Raw genomic sequence first — 18,797 nt, 5'->3', positions numbered from 1 at the left:
CAGGAAATGCGCGTAACCATATTGGCGGTACAGCACCGGCTCAAGTAGAAGCAGCTATTGATCGTGCGCATGCGCGTTTAGAAAAGCTTTATGCTTAAACGCTATATCTTAACTTTGGAGTATTGATATGTCTCGACAGGTGTTTTGCCGTAAATATCAAAAAGAAATGGAAGGGTTAGAATTTGCGCCCTTCCCCGGCGCTAGAGGTCAGGAACTATTTGACACGGTTTCTAAACAGGCTTGGCAGGAATGGTTACAGCACCAGACCACCCTCATTAATGAAAAGCGTTTGAATGTATTTGAACCCGACGCAAAAAAATTTCTTGAAGAGCAACGTGAAAAATTTTTCAGTAATGATGCAAGTGTAGAAAAAGCTGAGGGCTGGAAACCAGAAAATTAATCTTTGTTTTGACCCACTTTAGAGTGGGTCAAGATATTGTTGTTCAATTTATACTTTTAATAAATAAAGACAAAGCTTATTTTTAAAGCAATTAATTACACTATATTAACTTAATTTACATGCCCTTCACATCAAAACACATGAACTATAATGAGTAATAAACCTGAAATTCTTATACTGATTTTAAGAAAACTTATATAAAGCTCTGATGAATTCTGCATAAGTGAAATTTTGAATGAGCTCCTCTTTCGTTCCCAGATTTCCCCCAAAGTCTGGGACTTTTTTATTCTATATTTAATTTTTTGCTTACTCTTGTATAAGCTTTAGCTTACAGTGATATCAGATTTTTACTTCTACGATATTTACTTAATTCCATTAGACTAAAGTTGTAGCCAAGCAGGAAGCTAGGTGAGCATAGAAAAATAATTAAAAATTGCAATGGGTACAGGATGTGATGATTTTTCCTTACTCTTGACTCAAAGGTCCGGGAAACTTTCCCCGGGCCTTTTCACTTTTTAAAACGTCTGTTTAGCGGCGTTGTACGTGTTCTTCAATTTCATCTAGGCTGGTATGACGTACATCAAGTCCTTTTGCAATATAAATTACTTGTTCCGAAATATTACGGGCATGATCACCAATACGTTCAAGTGAGCGCAATACCCACATCACGTTCAGTACCCGGGAAATATGGCGTGGATCTTCAATCATATAAGTCATTAGGGTACGGGTGGCTGACTGGTATTCACGATCGATATCGGCATCGGCTAAAAGTACTTTAAGCGCCTGCTCAGCATCGACCCGAGCAAAAGCATCCAGTGCATCATGGATCATAACCCGCACCTGATTGCCAATATGCCGGGTTTCCATATAACCCCGTGGCGATCCGCCTTCTTCACATAAGTTTTGGGCAATACGGGCGATTTTTGCGGCTTCGTCTCCAATCCGTTCCAAGTCAGTATTTGCTTTGCTCATCGCGATCACCATACGCAGGTCAATCGCAGCCGGATGACGGCGTGCCAGAATCAGGGTTAACCCTTCATCAATTTCCCGTTCATAACGGTTTACTACGTTATCCTGAAACTGTACGTCGATAGCCATATTGGTATCTGTATCCAGCAAAGCCCGTATTGCATTGGCCACCTGCTGCTCGACCAGACCGCCCATAGTCATAAATTTAGTCGTAACACCTTGCAGTTCTTCATTAAACTGTGAAGAAATATGGTGACTTAATACAGGGTTATTCAAGCTCAAGATAAAGACTCCAGCCAGCTAAAAAGAAAATTCTGATGCATCTTGTATTAAAGCATAGCTATGATGAAACTTTGATGACAGTTCATTTATGAATAGCTGTCAAAACTTTTCAACCAGCCAGCTGTTCATTTCCTGCAAATCCTGTTCATTGAGCTGACCTGCGGCGGCTTTCAAACGCAATATATTAATCAGATGATCATACTGTGCATTTACATAATCCTGCCGGGCAGAAAAAGCATTACGCTGAGCCAGCAATACATCTACTATAGTTTTTAAACCTTCATTATATTGAGCAAGTGAAGCGCGTGATACCAGCTCGGATGATTGCATCGCAGCCTTACGGGCCTCTAATTTATTCTGGTCAGTTTGAACCTGCAGGTAGGCCTGTTTGGCATCAGTTGTACTTTTACGGACAGCAGCTTCCAGCTCTGCTTCAGCACGCCGGATATCGACTGTAGCCTTTCGTATATTTTGTTGTGTGCGTCCCCCATTAAAAAGATTCCAGTTCATTTCCACGCCAATCTGGTCAAACTGACCATCACCAGAGATAAGTGTTTCCGGTGACTGTTTGGTATAGCCATAGGTAGCTACTGCTTCAAGCTGCGGATATAAGGCTGCCCGTTCAATCCGGCGTTGGTCATCATTATATTTTTGTTGCAAACGTGCCTGCTGTACTGAAAGATTCTGATTTTGTGCCAAGGTAGTCCATTCTTGCAAATTAGCCGGATAAGGTTGCTGATAGCTAAAATTTTCTTGAAGCACCGCCAGACTTTCCTGATATGGCCCAATTAGTTGTGCAAGCTGTTCCTGCGCCAGAAGCAACTGTACATTACTTGAAATCCGGTTGGCCCGGGCATTTTGGTACTGGGCATTGGCTTCACTGACATCACTACGGGCAACCAGTCCTTCACGTAACTTGGCGTTCATCATTTCCAGCTGCTCTAATAATGCTTTCTCTTCCTGTAAATGAGAGCTGGTCAGTGTCTGCTGACGTAAGACATTAAAATAACTCTCAGCCACATTGAGAATATGGTCCTGCTGGCGCTGGCGTAACTGTACTTCACTCAGCAGTACGGAGGTTTGTACCTGTTTATAACCCTCCCAGGCATCTTTACGGAATAAGGGCTGACGTGCCGTAATCGAAATTTGCTTCGTGGTAGAGGTCGAGGACATTAAGGCATCACCAAAATTTTCAAAACCTGGAATGGTCACACTATTGCTTTGGTCACTTCCCTGATGTTTACGGGTAATATTACCGCTGACACTGACTGTCGGCAAAAAATTAGTACGCGCAATACCCAGATTAAGCTGATCGGCCTGATACTGGTAAAGATTAGCCTGCCAGCTTGGGTCTGACTGTTTGGCACGCTGATAAGCCTCTACCAGATCAAGTGCATAAAGCTGTGAACTTGTAGTTAGAAAAAACAGGCTCAGGAAAATTTTTTTCTTCATTTTTTTAAATGCCCATCTACACCGCAAAAAACCGAACTATCTTTTTCAGGACAGTTTTCAGGTATGCCATATTACTCATGAATAGCCAAGTTTAAGTATGATTTTTATTAAATTTTCCCAGTTCTTGACTTCAGGCAGTTTCAATAGGGTAAGAATATAGTAAAATCCAGCTATCTTGCCTAAATCCATACTACATATTGCTTACAAATAATTTAAACAATACTACAGCTTTTACTGGGTTTTTAAAGATAATCATCATCAACCATATTCTGCTAGTTTGCTCGCTCTTAGTACGCTGTTGTCTTGCTCACGCATCATACAACCTGAGTCAAGTAGTCCCCCGCCTTGGAGGAAAAAACGTATGAAGCCTCTTGCTTATCTTTCTCTCTCCCTGCTGGTGTTAGCTATGGCTGGCTGCCAGAAGCCCGAAATGGAGAAAACAGCCAAGCAAGAAACGCCGCCTCCTACCCGTATTGCTCCACAACAGGATGATACCCGCTGCCTGAACCTGGCAGAACAGATGCAGAAAATTAATTCGGAAAGTACAGTAGAGTCCTTAGATCAAGTCAATGCACAAATTAAAACCTGTTTGCCACAGCTAAAATTTGAACAGCAAAAACAGATTCTCAAAGCCTCGAATGCCATGTATCAGCGCTTTTTGACAGTTAAGCGTACTCCTGAACAGCAGACAGCATTTGAAGACTATGCTTTTAACCAGTCCCCTCATCCGACGTTACAGCAAAGTTATACCGAAAAATTTTCACCGCGTGATCAGTACCTGCTCAAGCATCAGGGCAAAGTATATTATGAGCTATATGATGGTGGAGAAGGCATGTTCAGTTATCGCCGCCAGCCACAATATCTGGCACAGATTTTTGCCCCCTATTTACCGACTGCCGAGCGAATCTTTATTGAAAAACTGGCTAGCCAGAACCAGCAGAGTCCTCTGCGTGATGGCGCACTGACAATTTCTTGGGATGAAATCGCACAGCGTGCACAGTTCTGGGAAAGCTATGTCAAGCAATATCCGAATAGCAGCTTTATAGATGATGCCAGACTGCTGCTTTCACTTTATACCTCATTTCTGTTTAAAGGTATGAATAACACCCCAATCTCTGATACCTATACTGGTGAGCTTTCTATACGGCCAGATGCACTGACTGTGATTCAGCAAGTTGCTAAACAGCGCGACTCGGAACTGGCCGCCCAGTCCAAACGCTTTTTAGAATTTGTAGAGATGTCACCCGCCCAGCGTAATCAGAAAATAAAAGTTCAGCTGACTGCGCCGGAACGTCTTTCAGGACAGGAAAATATTTTGACCTTACGGCAGCTGGAAAAATATGTTCAGTTACGTGACCCGTATGCCAACTCCCCACGTGACCAATATCGTGACTGTTTTAGTGATGCTGTCTGTATAAGTTATTAAGACCAAAGAACTACATTGTTACTTCAAGCATGGCTGTTCATTCTGAAAATCCATGCTAAGATCTTTACATGCTTGACGGAGCGCGAGTAATTACTCGCTGAGATCATGTAATTCCTTTTTTCAGGAATTGATCATGAGTACCGTTGAACCTGATCAGGTTAAGACCTGCGTAGGAATCAAGCCATCTAAAAACTGAAGCTCTTCTTTTATTCTTACAGGATAAATCTGCCACCGTTTTTGGTCGTGCTTGATTCGTTGATATCATTCATAAGGATCATGTACATGAACCAGTTAACGAATCATTCTTCTTTACCTTTATCTAGTCAGCATGAGCAAGAAGCCAAAGAACTGACCCTTATTTTGCCTGCTTCAAGAAAAGTCTATATACAGGGTTCACGTCCCGACATTCAGGTTCCCATGCGTGAAATCAGTCTGACCGACACCCCAACCGGTCTAGGCGGTGAACACAACCCACCAGTTATGGTCTACGATACATCGGGTGTTTATACCGATCCGAGAATCAAGATTGACCTGAAGCAGGGCCTGCCAGATGTACGTAAACGATGGATTGAAGAGCGTGCAGACACCAAAGTCCTGAACCAGCTTTCTTCAGAGTTCGGACAGGCGCGCTTAAAAGATATTACTACTGCCGAAATCCGCTTTGCCCATATCTCACAGCCCCGTCGTGCCAAAGCAGGTAAAAATGTTACCCAGATGCACTATGCAAAACAGGGTATTATTACGCCAGAAATGGAATATATTGCTATTCGTGAAAATCAGCGTCAGTGTCACGGCGTTGACACCCGACAGCATAGTGGCCAGAACTTCGGTGCACAGAATTTACGTGAAATCACGCCAGAGTTCGTGCGTCAGGAGGTAGCAGCAGGCCGGGCCATTATTCCTGCCAATATTAATCATCCAGAAATTGAACCGATGATCATCGGTCGTAACTTTCTGGTCAAAATCAATGCCAATATCGGGAATTCGGCTCTGGGCTCATCAATTGATGAAGAAGTTTCTAAAATGACATGGGCAACCCGCTGGGGTGCCGATACCATTATGGATCTGTCAACTGGTAAAAACATACATGAAACCCGGGAATGGATTATCCGTAACTCCCCGGTACCGATTGGAACTGTTCCAATTTATCAGGCGCTGGAGAAAGTAAATGGAGTAGCCGAAGACCTGACTTGGGAAATTTTTAAAGATACCTTGATTGAACAGGCTGAACAGGGTGTTGATTACTTTACTATTCATGCTGGCGTATTACTGCGATATGTTCCACTGACTGCTCAGCGTCTGACCGGTATTGTATCGCGTGGCGGCTCGATTATGGCACAGTGGTGCCTGGCCCATCATCAGGAAAATTTTCTGTATACCCATTTCGATGAAATTTGTGAAATCATGAAAGCCTATGATGTTTCTTTCAGTCTGGGAGATGGCTTGCGTCCGGGGTGTATTCAGGATGCCAATGATGAAGCGCAGTTTAATGAACTACGAACTCTAGGCGAGCTGACTCAACGTGCCTGGGAGTATGATGTGCAGGTCATGATTGAAGGCCCTGGTCATGTGCCTATGCATATGATCAAGGAAAACATGGATTTGCAGCTTGAAGTATGTAAGGAGGCGCCATTTTATACATTAGGGCCGCTGACTACCGATATTGCTCCGGGATATGACCATATTACCTCGGCTATTGGGGCTGCCATGATTGGCTGGTACGGTACTGCCATGTTGTGTTATGTCACGCCAAAAGAACACTTGGGGCTTCCAAATAAAAAAGATGTAAAAGACGGGATTATCACTTACAAGATTGCAGCGCATGCAGCAGATCTGGCTAAGGGTCATCCCGGAGCCCAAGTGCGTGATAATGCTCTATCCAAAGCCCGCTTTGAATTTCGCTGGGATGACCAGTTTAATCTGAGTCTGGACCCTGATACAGCCCGCAGTATGCATGACGAAACCCTACCCAAAGAGGCACATAAATCAGCTCATTTCTGCTCAATGTGTGGTCCAAAATTCTGCTCAATGAAAATTACCCAGAATGTCCGGGATTATGCTCAGAATCAGGCAAAGAACCAGGAACTCGAAATAGCACAGCAGGTAGAAGAAGGCTTTGAAACGATGAAGGCGGCTTACCATGAGGCAGGCCAGAAGCTTTATCATAAAGTCTAAATTTCTAAAAAAACATTTGAGTAAGTCTTAATCTCAGTTAGGATGAAGTAAACATTTCTTCATCCTGATTGAACGTATGACCATCATTGAACAGGCCAGCTATTCTGCAACCGATGTTAAGATTGAAGCACGTGAAAGTGTGTACCAAGGTTTTATACAGGTCGAGAAAGTCGCCTTGCGTCATCGCCTGTTTGGCGAGAATACCTACACTCCTGTATTACAGCGCGAGCTGATTCATCGTCCAGAGGCGGCAGGTGTCCTGATTTATAATGATGAACAGCAGAAATTTGCTTTGATTGAGCAGTTCCGTATTGGTGCTGTCGATGACCATGAATCACCATGGCAGCTTGAAGTAATTGCGGGTGTTCTTGATGCAGGTGAATCTGCTGAACAGTGTCTGTACCGTGAGAGTCTTGAAGAATCAGGTTGCGAAATTCACACCCTGCAACATCTTTTTAGCTTTTACCCTTCTGCAGGGGCCTGCTCCGAGTTATTTCACCTATATACAGCCCAAGCAAAGCTCGATCTAAACGGAGGAATCTTTGGTATGCCCGATGAAGGCGAAAATATTCGTCTTCATATTTTGGACTATCAGGACATTGACCCGCTATTTCAGCAGAATCGGTTATGTAATGCCCCAGTCATCATGGCCTTGCAATGGCTTAGGCAGCATGTAGTCACAATAATAAAGAACTGAAGGATAACGATGATAGTCTCTCATTCAATGGAGCATCGAGATACTTGGGTGATCATACAAATCACCGATACGCATCTGATGGGGCAAGCTGAAAAAGAATTTGTACAGATGAACCCCGAACAAAGCTTTCATGCAGTCATACAGCAGATTCTTCTCCAGCATCCCCACATTGATGCGATTATTCATACAGGAGACTTGGCCCAGGAACCCGAACACATCACATACCAGCGTTATCTCAGCTATATGCAGGGTTTAGGAATACCCTTTTTTCAGGTTCCAGGCAATCATGATGATCTTGATTATTTTCCGTTTCAGCAGAGTTATCATGAACCGGGTATTGTCGAGCTTGGAAACTGGTGCTTGTTTTTATTAAATAGTGCAGTGGATGGCCGAGTAGATGGCCACATTAGCCAGACACAGCTTAAGGCACTTGAACAGCAACTTCAGCAACATGCGCATCAGCATGTCTTAATTGCCTGCCATCATCACCCTTTCGAGATGCGATCCCGATGGATCGACCAGCATAAACTCAAGAATACCCCGGAATTGACAGAAATATTGGCTCAGCATAGTAATATACAGGCTGTAATTTGTGGTCATGTACATCAGGACTCCATCCATATCTGGAATAATATCCAGTTTTTATCGACCCCATCTACCTCTGTTCAGTTTAAGCCACTCAGTGACCAGTTTGCGCTAGATGAGCAGGCTCCAGGCTACCGGATACTCAAGCTGCACAGCAGTGGCCAGTTAGATACGCAAGTACATCGCTTAAAAGATTTTCATCACAGAATTGAGACAGAAATTTCAGGCTATTAACTTTTCATTTCTTAAATTTTGGGCTAATTTAAGACCCTTAAATTTAGTATTAAGCCGATAGTCTGAGAGAGTGTGACTATCATCTTAATTAAAATATCTATATGATGACCGCCCCTGATGGGAAAATTCACCCTAGGGGGATGGATATAATACTTGCATATCACCATATTTTTTGCGTATAGATATACGTATATGATGAGGAATGCCCTATATGGCGAATGACAACCAGAATCAAGTCTTAGACGAACATACAGAAGCTGCAGATAGTGAAAAAACTGCTGCAAAACGTACCCGTAAGCCGAAAGCTAAAACTTCAGAGGCAGGTACAACAGCAAGCTTGTTTGGTATAGCGCCTTATCAGCCTAAAAAAAATGAAGAATACATGTCTGAAGGGCAGCTTGAGCATTTCCGCCAGATTCTAGAAGCGTGGAAAGCTGAATTGATGTCGGAAGTAGACCGTACTCTAAACACCATGCAAGATGAGAATACTGCCCTGCCTGATGTAAATGACCGCGCTACCCAAGAAGAAGAATTTGCAATCGAGTTACGGACCCGTGACCGCGAACGTAAACTGATCCGCAAGATTGAACAGTCTTTACAGACCATTAAAGATGAAGACTATGGTTTCTGTGAAACCTGCGGGATTGAGATCGGTTTACGCCGCTTAGAAGCGCGTCCGACTGCTACGTTATGTATTGATTGCAAAACACTGGCGGAAATCAAAGAGAAGCAGAATAACGGCTAATTCTGTGAGCAGTGATTCCTTTCTGATCTCTTCTTTACAAAGGAAAATGTCAATTCAAGAGCATTACGTGGGTCGGTTTGCGCCATCGCCAACCGGCCCTTTACATTTCGGCTCACTTATTACAGCGGTGGCCAGTTACTGTGATGCCAAAGCCCGACAGGGTAAATGGCTGGTCCGGATTGAAGATACAGACATCCCGAGAATCTCTCTTGGTAGTGAACAGCATATCCTTTGTGCCGTTGAGGCCTTTGGTTTCGAAGTAGATTCACATATTATTTTCCAGAAAGACCGCCTTGATATTTATGAGTCGGTTTTGACACAATTGCGAAAGCAGGGCCTAGTTTATGCCTGCCAGTGTACCCGTAAAATATTAGGCTCCAATCATATCTATACAGGTACCTGCCGCCATCTCAATCTGCCATTTGAGCATCAGGCCATCCGTATTAAGGTAAGTGACGAAGAACTGTGCTTTACAGATCGACTGCAAGGCAAGCATTGTTCTAACTTGGCTTATGATTTGGGTGATTTTGTGCTCAAACGTCGTGATGGGATTATTAACTATCAACTGGCTGTAGTAGTGGATGACTACTTACAGGGCGTTACTCACGTGGTACGCGGTGCCGATTTGCTCGACAATACGGTCCGGCAAATGTGGCTGGGTTCAGTGCTGGGTTATCCTGTACTGCATTATATGCACCTTCCGCTTGCAATGAATAGTCAAGGACAAAAGCTCTCCAAACAGAATCTGGCATTAGCACTGGATTTAAGCCAGCCCTCTGTCTTACTACAAAAAGCTTTAAATGCTCTAAATCAGCCTGCTGTTGATTTGGATACGCCTTCTTTAATGCTCAAACAGGCAATTAGCCAGTGGAGTGTTGAGGCCATACCTCACAGCTTGATGCTAAATGGTCACTATCTGTAACATGAAAAGATTGCTTGAATCTGAAAAGTAAGCTGCAATGGAGCAGAACAGATCAGTGGAGCAGCAAGATGTTTTTTATTTTCGGTATCGGGCCCAAAACAAAAACAGTTGAAAATGGACAGTTTGTGTGTCCAGTTTGCCGGACACGCAGCGCTTATGAACTGAAGCAGCAACGTCAGTATTTTTCCTTATTTTTTATACCTCTCCTGCCCCTGTCAAAGGCTAAAGGAGAACTTGTAAAATGCCTGCATTGTGGCCATGAAATGCCGGGCATGGTACTGGAGCATGCCCGGATTTAGAAAATTTAAAAGCTGGATTCTTCACGGTTTGGATTGAGGACCTGAGTAGAGGCATCAATTTTTAAAATCAGGCTGATCATTACAGCACACATCATGAGTGAGGTTCCTCCATAACTAATGAAAGGCAGCGTTAGTCCTTTGGTTGGCATAAGGCCCATGTTCATGCCAGCATTAACCAGAATCTGCAGCAGAAAAATAATACTGATACCATAAGCCAGATAGCCTGCACGCAGGTATTGATGTTGCAATGCACGATGGCCAATTTTGATACAGCAGGCAAGCATGGTAAAAGAAAGGCCAATGACTACAAAAATACCAAAAAAGCCCAGTTCTTCACCCAAGACGGCCAGCATGAAGTCAGTATGCGCTTCTGGTAGATAAGACAGTTTTTGTACACTATGCCCAAGTCCGGTTCCAAACCACTCCCCCCGGCCAAATGCCATTAATGCATTAGACAACTGATAACCGGCACCGAGCGGATCTGCCCAAGGGTCGGCGAAAGAAATCAGTCGCTGGAATCGATAAGGCTCAAACAGGATCAGGAATACGATTGCTGCAACTACGGCGCCTAAAAAGATCAGGAAGGTTCGTGGCGGTGCACCGGCCAAGAAGAAAATACCCAGCATCATCATGACAATAACCACCGTAGCGCCGAGGTCTGGCTCTGCCACAATCAGGCCTACAGTAATAGCCATGATTGCACCTAAACGCACCAGACCTTTCCAGTGATTTCGCACTTCTTCAGCACGGCGCACCACATAGTCTGCGGTAAAAATTGCCATCATTACCTTTGCAATTTCGGTGGGTTGCAAAGTAAAACCGCCCAGCCTGATCCAGCGGGTAGAACCATTTACCTCAGTCCCGATGACCAGCACGGCGGCTAGTAATACAATAGTAATGAGCCATAATGGGAATGTATTTTTAAACCAGACATTCAGGGCAATTTTATAAGTCAGAAATGCTGCAATCGCTGCAACTACAATTGAAAGAGCGTGACGTATAATATAATGAAACGGATTTTCATGCAGATACTCGGCATAGGGCATCGAGGCGGATGCAACCATCACCGACCCGAGACATAGCAATGCCACAACACAGAAAATCAGAACATTACGCGCTGTAATTTCAGCCGGTATTCGTGGTGCACAACGCTCATACCACTGCTGGACCTTGTTAATGGTTGTCTGAGCAAACCCAGCCATAGACCTTTCCTTATCTTTCTTCTTTTAGACCAATGCTTTTACACAAGCAACAAACTGATGACCTCGATCATCATAACCTTTAAACATATCAAAGCTGGCACATGCAGGAGACAGCACGACCACATCCTCTGCATCTGCCTTGGCATGGCATAGCTGTACCGCCTCTTGTAAAGTTGCAGCTTTCAGAATTTCAGTACTGCCTTCGATTGACTGTTCAATCTTCAGTGCATCTTCACCAATCAGTACCACTGTTTTGACATATTGCTGAACTGCTGCGCGAAGAGCCTTAAAGTCCTGCCCTTTGCCCTGTCCGCCTAAGATGACCACAACCTTACCTTTACGGGGTGCTATGGCTGCGCCTAAGCCCTCAATTGCCGCCAGAGTTGCACCGATATTGGTTCCCTTAGAATCATTGTAATAGCGTACGTTATTCACCGTATCGACATATTCACAGCGATGAGCCAAGCCTTTAAAGCTTTTTAATGTTTCTAGCATAGAATTTAAAGGTAAACCGATAGCTTCACCTAAAGCCAGACAGGCTAGTGCATTTGCAATATTATGCGTACCCTGGATATACATTTCTGTGCTTTTCAGCAGGCGCTCGCGGCCACGAGCTAGCCAGAGTGTACCGTCTGTATCACGCAGTACACCATACTGGTTCATATCTGGTGCATTCAGCCCAAAACTTTGTACTGGCACAGCATCAGGAACTAAAGGGCGGCTCAAGGCATCATCACGGTTAAAGACGACTTTTTTAACGCCCTGAAAAATCCGGTGTTTGGCTGCATGATAACCCAGCATATCACCATGCCGGTCCAGATGATCTTCACTCATGTTAAGCACGACTGCCACCTCGGCATTTAACAGTGAAGTGGTTTCTAACTGAAAACTTGATAGTTCCAGAATAATCAGTTCTGGCTGATCTTTAAGTAAATCAAGCGCCGGACGACCCAAATTCCCGCCTATTGCGACTTTTTTCCCAGCCTCTTTTGCCATTAAACCAATCAGTGTGGTCACGGTACTTTTAGCATTCGATCCGGTAATCGCTACAATTGGCACCTCGGTGGCGCGGCGCAACAACTGGATGTCACCTACTACTGGAATTCCTTTTGCTATAGCTTGCTGAATTTCAGGAAGCTGTGGCGCGAGACCGGGGCTTAAAATGATTTCTTCAGCCTGTAGCAGTAACTCGGTATCTAGTTGTCCGAAACTGGTCTGGATACCTGCAGGAATCTGGTCATGCCCTGGTGGATGGGTCCGTGAGTCTGTCACAGCCACCTGATAACCACGCTCATGAAGTAAATTCACGGCAGATACGCCCGAGATGCCCAAACCGGCCACGACTTTTAATCCGCCACGCTGTATTAACATTTTTGCCCCGCATCTATGTGTATTTAGAAACTGACGAAATGGTAGCACTTTGAGATTTTGAAAGCTTTTTCTGTTTTGCTTTTAACCTCATTTTTTTTGTGTCAGCGCGTAAAAAAGCCGTCATCTTGGACGGCTTTTTATAGTTGCAGTTATTGTTATTCAAGGATTAGTGCCATTTTATAGGCTTTACCTCATCATTTTTTATCTGTTTCATATCTGGTTTGGCCTCACAACCACAGCTCCCACCACAGCCACTACTGGTCGACTTTGGTTTTAACCATTTTGCCAGTGTATACCACTGTTTCTGCTCACAGAAACGAGAAAGGCTGAGGAAGACCGAATTGGCAGTTTTTGGGAAGACCTTTTTGAAGACAACCACTGCGCTCCAGATCACTACCAGCGCGACTATAATCATTTCAACCATCTCAACCTCCTCTCTTCACTTAAGCAAAATAATGTGAAGCAATTTGATAGGTCAGGAATGACATAAAATATGCCAGACCAAACAGATATGTGGTCATAAAGGCCACTGTTTTCCATGAACCGGTTTCACGGCGTACTGTTGCCAGTGTTGCCAGGCAGTGCGGGGCATAAATAAACCATACCAGAAGAGACAGACCGGTGGCCAGTGACCAGCCACTACCATCTGCACTGATCAGCTGTGAAAGTCCCTGTGATACCGCATCTTCATCAGTTGCAGACAGGGCATAAACGGTTCCAAGAGCTGCAACCACTACTTCACGCGCAGCCATGGCCGGAATCAGGGCAATACAAATCTGCCAGTTAAAGCCAAGTGGGGCAAAGATTGGCTGCATCAAGTGGCCAAGCATCCCGGCAAAACTATAGTCAATATCTGGCATAGTCGCGCCTGCTGGTGGCTGCGGAAATGTACAGAGAAACCAGAGCAGAACCGACAGTGCAAAGATAATGCCGCCCACGCGTTTCAAGAAAATCTTGCCACGGTCCAGCAAGCCAATCCAGATATTTTTAATATCCGGAAAGCGGTAACTTGGTAATTCCATTAGCAAGGTATGCTGAGATTTATCTTTATAGAAGAACTTCATGATGGTCGCCACCAAGAGTGCACTAACAATACCAGCCATATATAAAGCAAACAGGACCAGGCCCTGCAAATTCATAAAGCCCCAGACTGTCTGCTCCGGAATAAAGGCAGCAATTAATAATGCATAAACTGGCAGTCGCGCCGAGCAGGTCATCAGTGGCGCCACCAGAATAGTGGTTAAACGGTCACGTGGATCACTAATACTGCGGGTTGCCATGATACCGGGAACTGCACAGGCGAAACTGGACAGTAAAGGAATAAATGCCCGACCACTCAGTCCTGCCTTGAACATCAGTTTATCTAGCAAAAATGCTGCTCTAGGTAAATATCCAGACTCTTCCAGTACTAAAATAAAGAAAAACAGAATCAGAATCTGTGGCAAGAACACCACAACCCCGCCTGCGCCGGCAATAATACCGTCAACCACCAAACTGTTGAGAAGTGGCTGAGAAATATAAGGACTGATAGTTTCACCCAGCCAGCCAAAGAAAGTTTCGATCCCGTCCATAAAGGGCGCAGCCCAGGCAAAAACCGCCTGAAAAATCACAAACATCATCAAGGCAAGACTCAGCAGCCCCAAGACTGGATGCAAGAAAATCTTGTCAAAAAAGTCGGTACGTTTATCTTCCTCATCAATATAGTTCACCACATCTTTTAAAATATGGGTGATCTTTTGATGAGTACTGCCTGATAAGCCACTGAGTTCGGTATGTGGCACATCAAACTTGCGCTGATCCAGTGAATTGATCAGGCTTTCAACCCCGGCATTACGTACAGCCACAGTTTCAACCACATTTACACCCAGGCGTTCAGAGAGCTTTTGTGTGTTGATCTGCATGCCGCGACGACGTGCTTCATCCATCATGTTCAGAACCAGCAGAATCGGACGGCCAAGCTCGATCATTTCCATGACCAGCCCTAAATGCAGTTTCAAATTGGTTGCATCCACCACACACAAAAATACATCCTGCTGGCCTTCTTCAGTAATTTTGCCTTGCACTACATCGCGGGTAATGGCCTCATCCGGACTGGTGGCATTTAAACTGTAGGTCCCAGGTAAATCCAGTACACGCACCTGCTGGCCCGAAGGCAGCTCGAAAAACCCCGTTTTCCGTTCAACCGTTACCCCAGCATAATTGGCTACTTTCTGGCGGGTACCGGTCAAATGATTAAATAAAGAAGTTTTTCCGCAGTTAGGATTTCCCACAAGGGCAACACGTAAGGGCTCACTCATGCAGGTGTTCCTTCTTTACTGATTTCAATTTTCTCTGCTTCGGCTCTACGCAGGGCAAAACGGGTAAAACCAATCTGGATCAGGATTGGATCACCACCGAATAGCCCTTTAGTAATGACCTGAACCTGAGTTCCCGGAACAAAGCCCAAGGTTTCCAATCGGCTTGCTACAAGGTCAGACTGCTCTGAAGTGCCATCCAAAGTCCGGTTGACCTTGGTAATGATGGCAGTTTGCTTAACTTTTAGCTCTGATAAACGCACCGCATCTAATCCTAATATTTTTTGCCCGGCCAGTATAACAAACAAATGAGAATAATTAACAAATAGGGATCGATTTCAATTTTATTTTTCTGCACAAATCGACAATCACCCTGTTTTAAACTACAGTTTGACAAGTAATAAAGAGATGGATTGGAACAGATTAAATGCTCAATAAAAAACCACGTATCCCCTCTTCGGTGCAGATTCCGGAACATTTAAGTTTTTTACAGGGTTTTCGTGATTTTTTAATTGCACAGACCGTTAGTCCCCATACCCGGAATGCTTATTTATCCGATCTGATCCAGTGTAGTGAATATTGTCCCTCTACTCCGCTACCGCTCTGGAACAGTGAAGATATTGCTGATGTTCTGTTTGAACTCACTAAACAGGGCAAAAGTCCCCGTTCAATTGCACGGACACTGTCAGCCTTACGTTCATTTTTCAAATTTATGCGTGAACAACAATTACGAAGCGATAATCCGGTTGCCACACACAAAACGCCTAAGCTTGGCCGTGCGCTTCCTAAAGATCTGTCTGAACTCGATGTTGAACACCTGCTGCATGCTCCTGACACCAATACTTCACTAGGACTGCGGGACCGGGCTATGCTGGAAGTTCTATATGCCTGCGGACTGCGGGTCACCGAACTGTTAAATTTAAGGCTGGAGCTGATTAATCTGAAACAGGGCTATCTACGTATTACCGGTAAAGGCAACAAAGAACGTTTAGTTCCTTTGGGACAGGTTGCCATTGAATGGGTCGAGAAATATCTCAATGAAGCACGGCCACAACTCTATAAAAGTGCCACAGACTATCTGTTTTTAACTCAGCATGGCGGGATTATGAGCCGGCAAAATTTCTGGTATGCCATCAAACGTTATGCTCTTCAGGCCGGTATACAGGCAGAGCTCTCCCCACATACATTAAGACATGCTTTTGCCACACATTTACTTAATCATGGTGCTGATCTTCGTGTAGTGCAGATGTTGCTGGGCCATAGTGATTTATCCACTACCCAGATTTATACTCATGTAGCTCAGATCCGTATGCAGCAATTGCATGCAGCTCATCATCCTAGGGCTTGAGAATAAGCTGGTAAAACAGCACATGAAGATTGAACTCACGCCCCATATTTTTGTTATGCTAAACATCTTCAAATAACACAATGTTTAAAATAAGGGTTGTCTATGTTATTTACCCGTTCGAAAATTTTTATGGCGTGTGCCATGAGTACTACTCTCCTGCTAGGCGCCTGTTCTAATGACAAGAATAACCAAGGCAATACCAATACCTTAACTGCAACTGCTCCTGCAACAGGTGAAGCATCCAACCTATCCGAGCGTAATGCCCAGCAACGTCTGATCAAGACACTGCAACAGCATTTCAAGAAGGCCAACATTAATGCCAAAGTGGTTGATGTCAAGGCAACAGAAGTGCCAAACCTGTACTGGGTTTCACTCGAGGGAATGCCGTCAGTTTATGCCACCAGTGATGGTAAATATCTGATTCAAGGTGATGTGATCCGTCTAGGGGACAAGGAGTTGCATAGTGTGAGTGAAAACCTGCAATCAGTTGAGAATAAACGCTATCTACAGGAACTGAAAACTGAAGATCTGATCGTTTATCCAGCTAAAAATAAAACCCAGCACATAATTTACGTATTTACCGATGTTAGCTGTCCATACTGCCAGAAACTGCATGCGCATATGGATGAAATCACCGCCAAGGGCATCGAAGTACGTTATATTGCCTGGCCACGTGGAGATCAGCTTTTCCCTGCGATGGAAAGTATCTGGTGCAGTAAAGACCGCGCTGCTGCATTTGAGCAGGCTATTCAGGGAGTACAGCTTCCTGCTGCAACCTGTAAAACTCCAGTTCGTGCACAGTATGAATTGGGCCACCGTATGGGAGTTAATGGAACACCAGCGATTTATAACAGTGAGGGTGAATACTTAGGAGGTTACCTTGCACCAGACGAACTGTTAAAACGCTTAAATAATTAATTTTTATATAAAACCTAAATATTTTTTATAGGTGAAGATAATCAATCTTCACCCTAGAGTCTGGCGGTTTTTTTAGCTATGATCTAGGCCTATTCAAGTTTTTAATGATGTATGGAGTGTGACGTGAAACCAGTTCGTCTGGCGATACTCGGTCTTGGGACCGTGGGTGGTGGAGCCCTTAAACTATTAGAACAAAACGCTGCTGAAATTAAACGTCGCACCGGTCGAGAAATTCAAATCACCCACGTCGGTACCCGCCGTCCACGTCCTGACCTGGATTTACCGGCTACAGTCAAGCAAAGCGCTGATCTGCTTGAAATTGTACGTCAGCCTGATGTTGATGTAGTGGTAGAGCTTATGGGCGGCATTCATCCGGCCTATGAAGTCATCATGGAAGCCATTAAACATGGCAAACAGGTGGTTACTGCCAATAAGGCGCTGCTGGCCGAACATGGTAATGAACTGTTCAAGGCAGCCGATGATCATGCAGTACAGATCGCTTATGAAGCTGCGGTTGCGGGCGGTATTCCGATTATTAAGGTAATTCGTGAAGGTTTAGCTGCTAACCGTATTGACTGGCTGGCTGGCATCATCAACGGTACAGGTAACTTTATCCTGACCGAAATGCGTGAAAAAGGCCGTGCTTTTGCTGATGTACTTAAAGAAGCACAGGATCTGGGCTATGCAGAAGCTGACCCGACCTTTGATGTCGAAGGGATCGATGCTGCACACAAGCTGACGTTACTGGCCTCAATTGCATTCGGTATCCCACTGCAGTTTGATAAGGTGTATACCGAAGGTATCAGCAAGATTACTGCTCAAGATGTCAAATATGCTGAAGAACTAGGTTTCCGTATCAAACATCTGGGTATTGCCCGCCGTACCAGTGCTGGTATCGAGTTACGGGTACATCCAACCCTGATACCTCAGGAACAGCTTATTGCAAATGTAAATGGTGTGAAAAACGCTGTACTGGTTCAGGCCAATGCTGTTGGCCCTACCCTGTACTATGGTGCCGGTGCCGGCGCCGGACCAACAGCCTCTGCAGTAGTGGCTGATGTAGTTGATATCGTGCGGGACATTTCCTATACCGAAGATGGTGCAGGTACTATTCCGCAGCTGGCTTTTGAGGCATTGACTGACCTGCCAATCCTGAGCCGCGAAGAAATGACTACAGGCTATTATATCCGTGTTGATGCTGAAGACCAGACTGGTGTTCTGGCCGATATCACCACCATATTAAGTCGTGACGGTATTAGTATCGATGCCATCATGCAGCAACCGCGCCTTAAAGATATTATTCCAATCGTCATCATGACTGATCCGATTGTAGAATCAAAAATGGATGAAGCTCTTGCAAAAATTCAGGCTTTATCTGCCGTTCGTGGCGAAATCGTGCGAATTCGTTTAGAATCGCTTGATAGTTAATCAGGTGGAGAGGGTTTAACCCTCTCACCAGCTCTACCTCATATTTGGAA

General features: G+C 44.6%; 19 protein-coding genes and 1 riboswitch. Of the genes, 12 read left to right on the top strand and 7 right to left on the bottom strand.

Annotated elements, in window-relative coordinates; translation table 11 throughout:
- Both B3X18_RS03325 and B3X18_RS03320 read left to right on the top strand, forming a co-directional pair.
- Positions 1 to 98, top strand: a 98-nt coding sequence (locus tag B3X18_RS03325; RefSeq protein ID WP_286935136.1) for a hypothetical protein, incomplete at its 5' end; no start/stop codon positions are given.
- 29 nt (positions 99 to 127) lie between these two features.
- Entirely contained in the window at positions 128 to 400 is a 273-nt protein-coding gene (locus tag B3X18_RS03320; RefSeq protein WP_005022992.1) for an oxidative damage protection protein, read from the top strand.
- A gap of 528 nt (positions 401 to 928) precedes the next feature.
- Here the strand turns inward: B3X18_RS03320 and phoU are convergent.
- Positions 929 to 1,651, bottom strand: coding sequence for a phosphate signaling complex protein PhoU (gene phoU / locus B3X18_RS03315; RefSeq protein WP_005017107.1), 723 nt, complete (start codon positions 1,649 to 1,651; stop codon positions 929 to 931).
- A gap of 99 nt (positions 1,652 to 1,750) precedes the next feature.
- Positions 1,751 to 3,103, bottom strand: coding sequence for a TolC family outer membrane protein (locus B3X18_RS03310; RefSeq protein WP_034671015.1), 1,353 nt, complete (start codon positions 3,101 to 3,103; stop codon positions 1,751 to 1,753).
- Between the two features lie 361 nt (positions 3,104 to 3,464).
- Here B3X18_RS03310 and B3X18_RS03305 point away from each other — a divergent pair, with 361 nt between their 5' ends.
- From B3X18_RS03305 to B3X18_RS03275, 7 genes are all read left to right on the top strand, one after another.
- Positions 3,465 to 4,529 carry a hypothetical protein gene (locus tag B3X18_RS03305; protein ID WP_005022990.1) on the top strand — a complete coding sequence of 355 codons (1,065 nt, stop codon included), beginning with the start codon at positions 3,465 to 3,467 and terminating at the stop codon, positions 4,527 to 4,529.
- A gap of 66 nt (positions 4,530 to 4,595) precedes the next feature.
- A riboswitch (TPP riboswitch) is annotated at positions 4,596 to 4,722 on the top strand.
- A gap of 89 nt (positions 4,723 to 4,811) precedes the next feature.
- On the top strand, positions 4,812 to 6,704 hold the full coding sequence (gene thiC / locus B3X18_RS03300; protein WP_286935135.1) for a phosphomethylpyrimidine synthase ThiC: 1,893 nt from the start codon (positions 4,812 to 4,814) through the stop codon (positions 6,702 to 6,704).
- A gap of 76 nt (positions 6,705 to 6,780) precedes the next feature.
- A complete protein-coding gene (locus B3X18_RS03295) occupies positions 6,781 to 7,401 on the top strand; it encodes an NUDIX domain-containing protein (RefSeq protein WP_005022987.1) in 621 nt (206 codons plus the stop codon).
- Positions 7,402 to 7,410: 9 nt separating this feature from the next.
- A complete protein-coding gene (gene cpdA / locus B3X18_RS03290) occupies positions 7,411 to 8,220 on the top strand; it encodes a 3',5'-cyclic-AMP phosphodiesterase (protein WP_005022985.1) in 810 nt (269 codons plus the stop codon).
- Between the two features lie 211 nt (positions 8,221 to 8,431).
- Complete coding sequence (gene dksA, locus B3X18_RS03285; protein WP_005022984.1) at positions 8,432 to 8,965, top strand: RNA polymerase-binding protein DksA; 534 nt, start codon at positions 8,432 to 8,434, stop codon at positions 8,963 to 8,965.
- Between the two features lie 46 nt (positions 8,966 to 9,011).
- On the top strand, positions 9,012 to 9,887 hold the full coding sequence (gluQRS, locus tag B3X18_RS03280) for a tRNA glutamyl-Q(34) synthetase GluQRS (RefSeq protein ID WP_016801156.1): 876 nt from the start codon (positions 9,012 to 9,014) through the stop codon (positions 9,885 to 9,887).
- Positions 9,888 to 9,955: 68 nt separating this feature from the next.
- A complete protein-coding gene (locus B3X18_RS03275; RefSeq protein ID WP_005022982.1) occupies positions 9,956 to 10,186 on the top strand; it encodes a zinc-ribbon domain-containing protein in 231 nt (76 codons plus the stop codon).
- A 5-nt stretch (positions 10,187 to 10,191) separates the two neighbouring features.
- Here B3X18_RS03275 and ftsW read toward each other — a convergent pair whose 3' ends face one another.
- The 5 genes from ftsW to B3X18_RS03250 all read right to left on the bottom strand — a co-directional run bounded on the left by ftsW (position 10,192) and on the right by B3X18_RS03250 (position 15,316).
- On the bottom strand, positions 10,192 to 11,388 hold the full coding sequence (gene ftsW / locus B3X18_RS03270; protein WP_005017125.1) for a putative lipid II flippase FtsW: 1,197 nt from the start codon (positions 11,386 to 11,388) through the stop codon (positions 10,192 to 10,194).
- A 24-nt stretch (positions 11,389 to 11,412) separates the two neighbouring features.
- Positions 11,413 to 12,759: a UDP-N-acetylmuramoyl-L-alanine--D-glutamate ligase gene (gene murD / locus B3X18_RS03265; RefSeq protein ID WP_005022981.1), complete on the bottom strand. Its 1,347-nt coding sequence runs from the start codon at positions 12,757 to 12,759 to the stop codon at positions 11,413 to 11,415.
- Between the two features lie 166 nt (positions 12,760 to 12,925).
- Positions 12,926 to 13,183, bottom strand: a complete 258-nt coding sequence (locus B3X18_RS03260) for a DUF6587 family protein (protein ID WP_005022979.1) — start codon at positions 13,181 to 13,183, stop codon at positions 12,926 to 12,928.
- A 19-nt stretch (positions 13,184 to 13,202) separates the two neighbouring features.
- Positions 13,203 to 15,056 (bottom strand): ferrous iron transport protein B, encoded by a 1,854-nt coding sequence (gene feoB, locus B3X18_RS03255; RefSeq protein ID WP_005017131.1) that lies wholly within the window; start codon positions 15,054 to 15,056, stop codon positions 13,203 to 13,205.
- A complete protein-coding gene (locus B3X18_RS03250) occupies positions 15,053 to 15,316 on the bottom strand; it encodes a FeoA family protein (RefSeq protein WP_005017133.1) in 264 nt (87 codons plus the stop codon). Before B3X18_RS03250 ends, feoB begins: the two co-directional genes overlap by 4 nt.
- Before the next feature lie 164 nt (positions 15,317 to 15,480).
- Between B3X18_RS03250 and xerD the strand changes: the two genes are divergently transcribed.
- The 3 genes from xerD to B3X18_RS03235 all read left to right on the top strand — a co-directional run bounded on the left by xerD (position 15,481) and on the right by B3X18_RS03235 (position 18,747).
- A complete protein-coding gene (gene xerD, locus B3X18_RS03245) occupies positions 15,481 to 16,401 on the top strand; it encodes a site-specific tyrosine recombinase XerD (protein WP_034675897.1) in 921 nt (306 codons plus the stop codon).
- Positions 16,402 to 16,503: 102 nt separating this feature from the next.
- Positions 16,504 to 17,319 (top strand): DsbC family protein, encoded by an 816-nt coding sequence (locus B3X18_RS03240; RefSeq protein ID WP_005017141.1) that lies wholly within the window; start codon positions 16,504 to 16,506, stop codon positions 17,317 to 17,319.
- 123 nt (positions 17,320 to 17,442) lie between these two features.
- Complete coding sequence (locus tag B3X18_RS03235) at positions 17,443 to 18,747, top strand: homoserine dehydrogenase (RefSeq protein ID WP_005022971.1); 1,305 nt, start codon at positions 17,443 to 17,445, stop codon at positions 18,745 to 18,747.
- The last annotated feature ends 50 nt before the right edge of the window (positions 18,748 to 18,797 follow it).

It is taken from the genome of Acinetobacter sp. UBA6571 (genome assembly GCF_002434085.1).
GTDB lineage: Bacteria > Pseudomonadota > Gammaproteobacteria > Pseudomonadales > Moraxellaceae > Acinetobacter > Acinetobacter radioresistens.
The sequence above is the reverse complement of the archived record's forward strand: the minus strand, read 5'-3'. Positions and strand labels throughout refer to the sequence as shown.

What these genes read in the sequence shown, in the direction of transcription:
- B3X18_RS03240 (WP_005017141.1), top strand. Translation starts at nt 16,504, where the DNA reads ATGTTATTTACCCGTTCGAAAATTTTTATGGCGTGTGCCATGAGTACT.
- murD (WP_005022981.1), bottom strand. Translation starts at nt 12,759, where the DNA reads ATGTTAATACAGCGTGGCGGATTAAAAGTCGTGGCCGGTTTGGGCATC.
- B3X18_RS03320 (WP_005022992.1), top strand. Translation starts at nt 128, where the DNA reads ATGTCTCGACAGGTGTTTTGCCGTAAATATCAAAAAGAAATGGAAGGG.
- feoB (WP_005017131.1), bottom strand. Translation starts at nt 15,056, where the DNA reads ATGAGTGAGCCCTTACGTGTTGCCCTTGTGGGAAATCCTAACTGCGGA.
- xerD (WP_034675897.1), top strand. Translation starts at nt 15,481, where the DNA reads ATGCTCAATAAAAAACCACGTATCCCCTCTTCGGTGCAGATTCCGGAA.
- B3X18_RS03310 (WP_034671015.1), bottom strand. Translation starts at nt 3,103, where the DNA reads ATGAAGAAAAAAATTTTCCTGAGCCTGTTTTTTCTAACTACAAGTTCA.
- B3X18_RS03275 (WP_005022982.1), top strand. Translation starts at nt 9,956, where the DNA reads ATGTTTTTTATTTTCGGTATCGGGCCCAAAACAAAAACAGTTGAAAAT.
- dksA (WP_005022984.1), top strand. Translation starts at nt 8,432, where the DNA reads ATGGCGAATGACAACCAGAATCAAGTCTTAGACGAACATACAGAAGCT.
- B3X18_RS03295 (WP_005022987.1), top strand. Translation starts at nt 6,781, where the DNA reads ATGACCATCATTGAACAGGCCAGCTATTCTGCAACCGATGTTAAGATT.
- gluQRS (WP_016801156.1), top strand. Translation starts at nt 9,012, where the DNA reads ATGTCAATTCAAGAGCATTACGTGGGTCGGTTTGCGCCATCGCCAACC.
- cpdA (WP_005022985.1), top strand. Translation starts at nt 7,411, where the DNA reads ATGATAGTCTCTCATTCAATGGAGCATCGAGATACTTGGGTGATCATA.
- B3X18_RS03305 (WP_005022990.1), top strand. Translation starts at nt 3,465, where the DNA reads ATGAAGCCTCTTGCTTATCTTTCTCTCTCCCTGCTGGTGTTAGCTATG.
- thiC (WP_286935135.1), top strand. Translation starts at nt 4,812, where the DNA reads ATGAACCAGTTAACGAATCATTCTTCTTTACCTTTATCTAGTCAGCAT.
- ftsW (WP_005017125.1), bottom strand. Translation starts at nt 11,388, where the DNA reads ATGGCTGGGTTTGCTCAGACAACCATTAACAAGGTCCAGCAGTGGTAT.
- B3X18_RS03260 (WP_005022979.1), bottom strand. Translation starts at nt 13,183, where the DNA reads ATGGTTGAAATGATTATAGTCGCGCTGGTAGTGATCTGGAGCGCAGTG.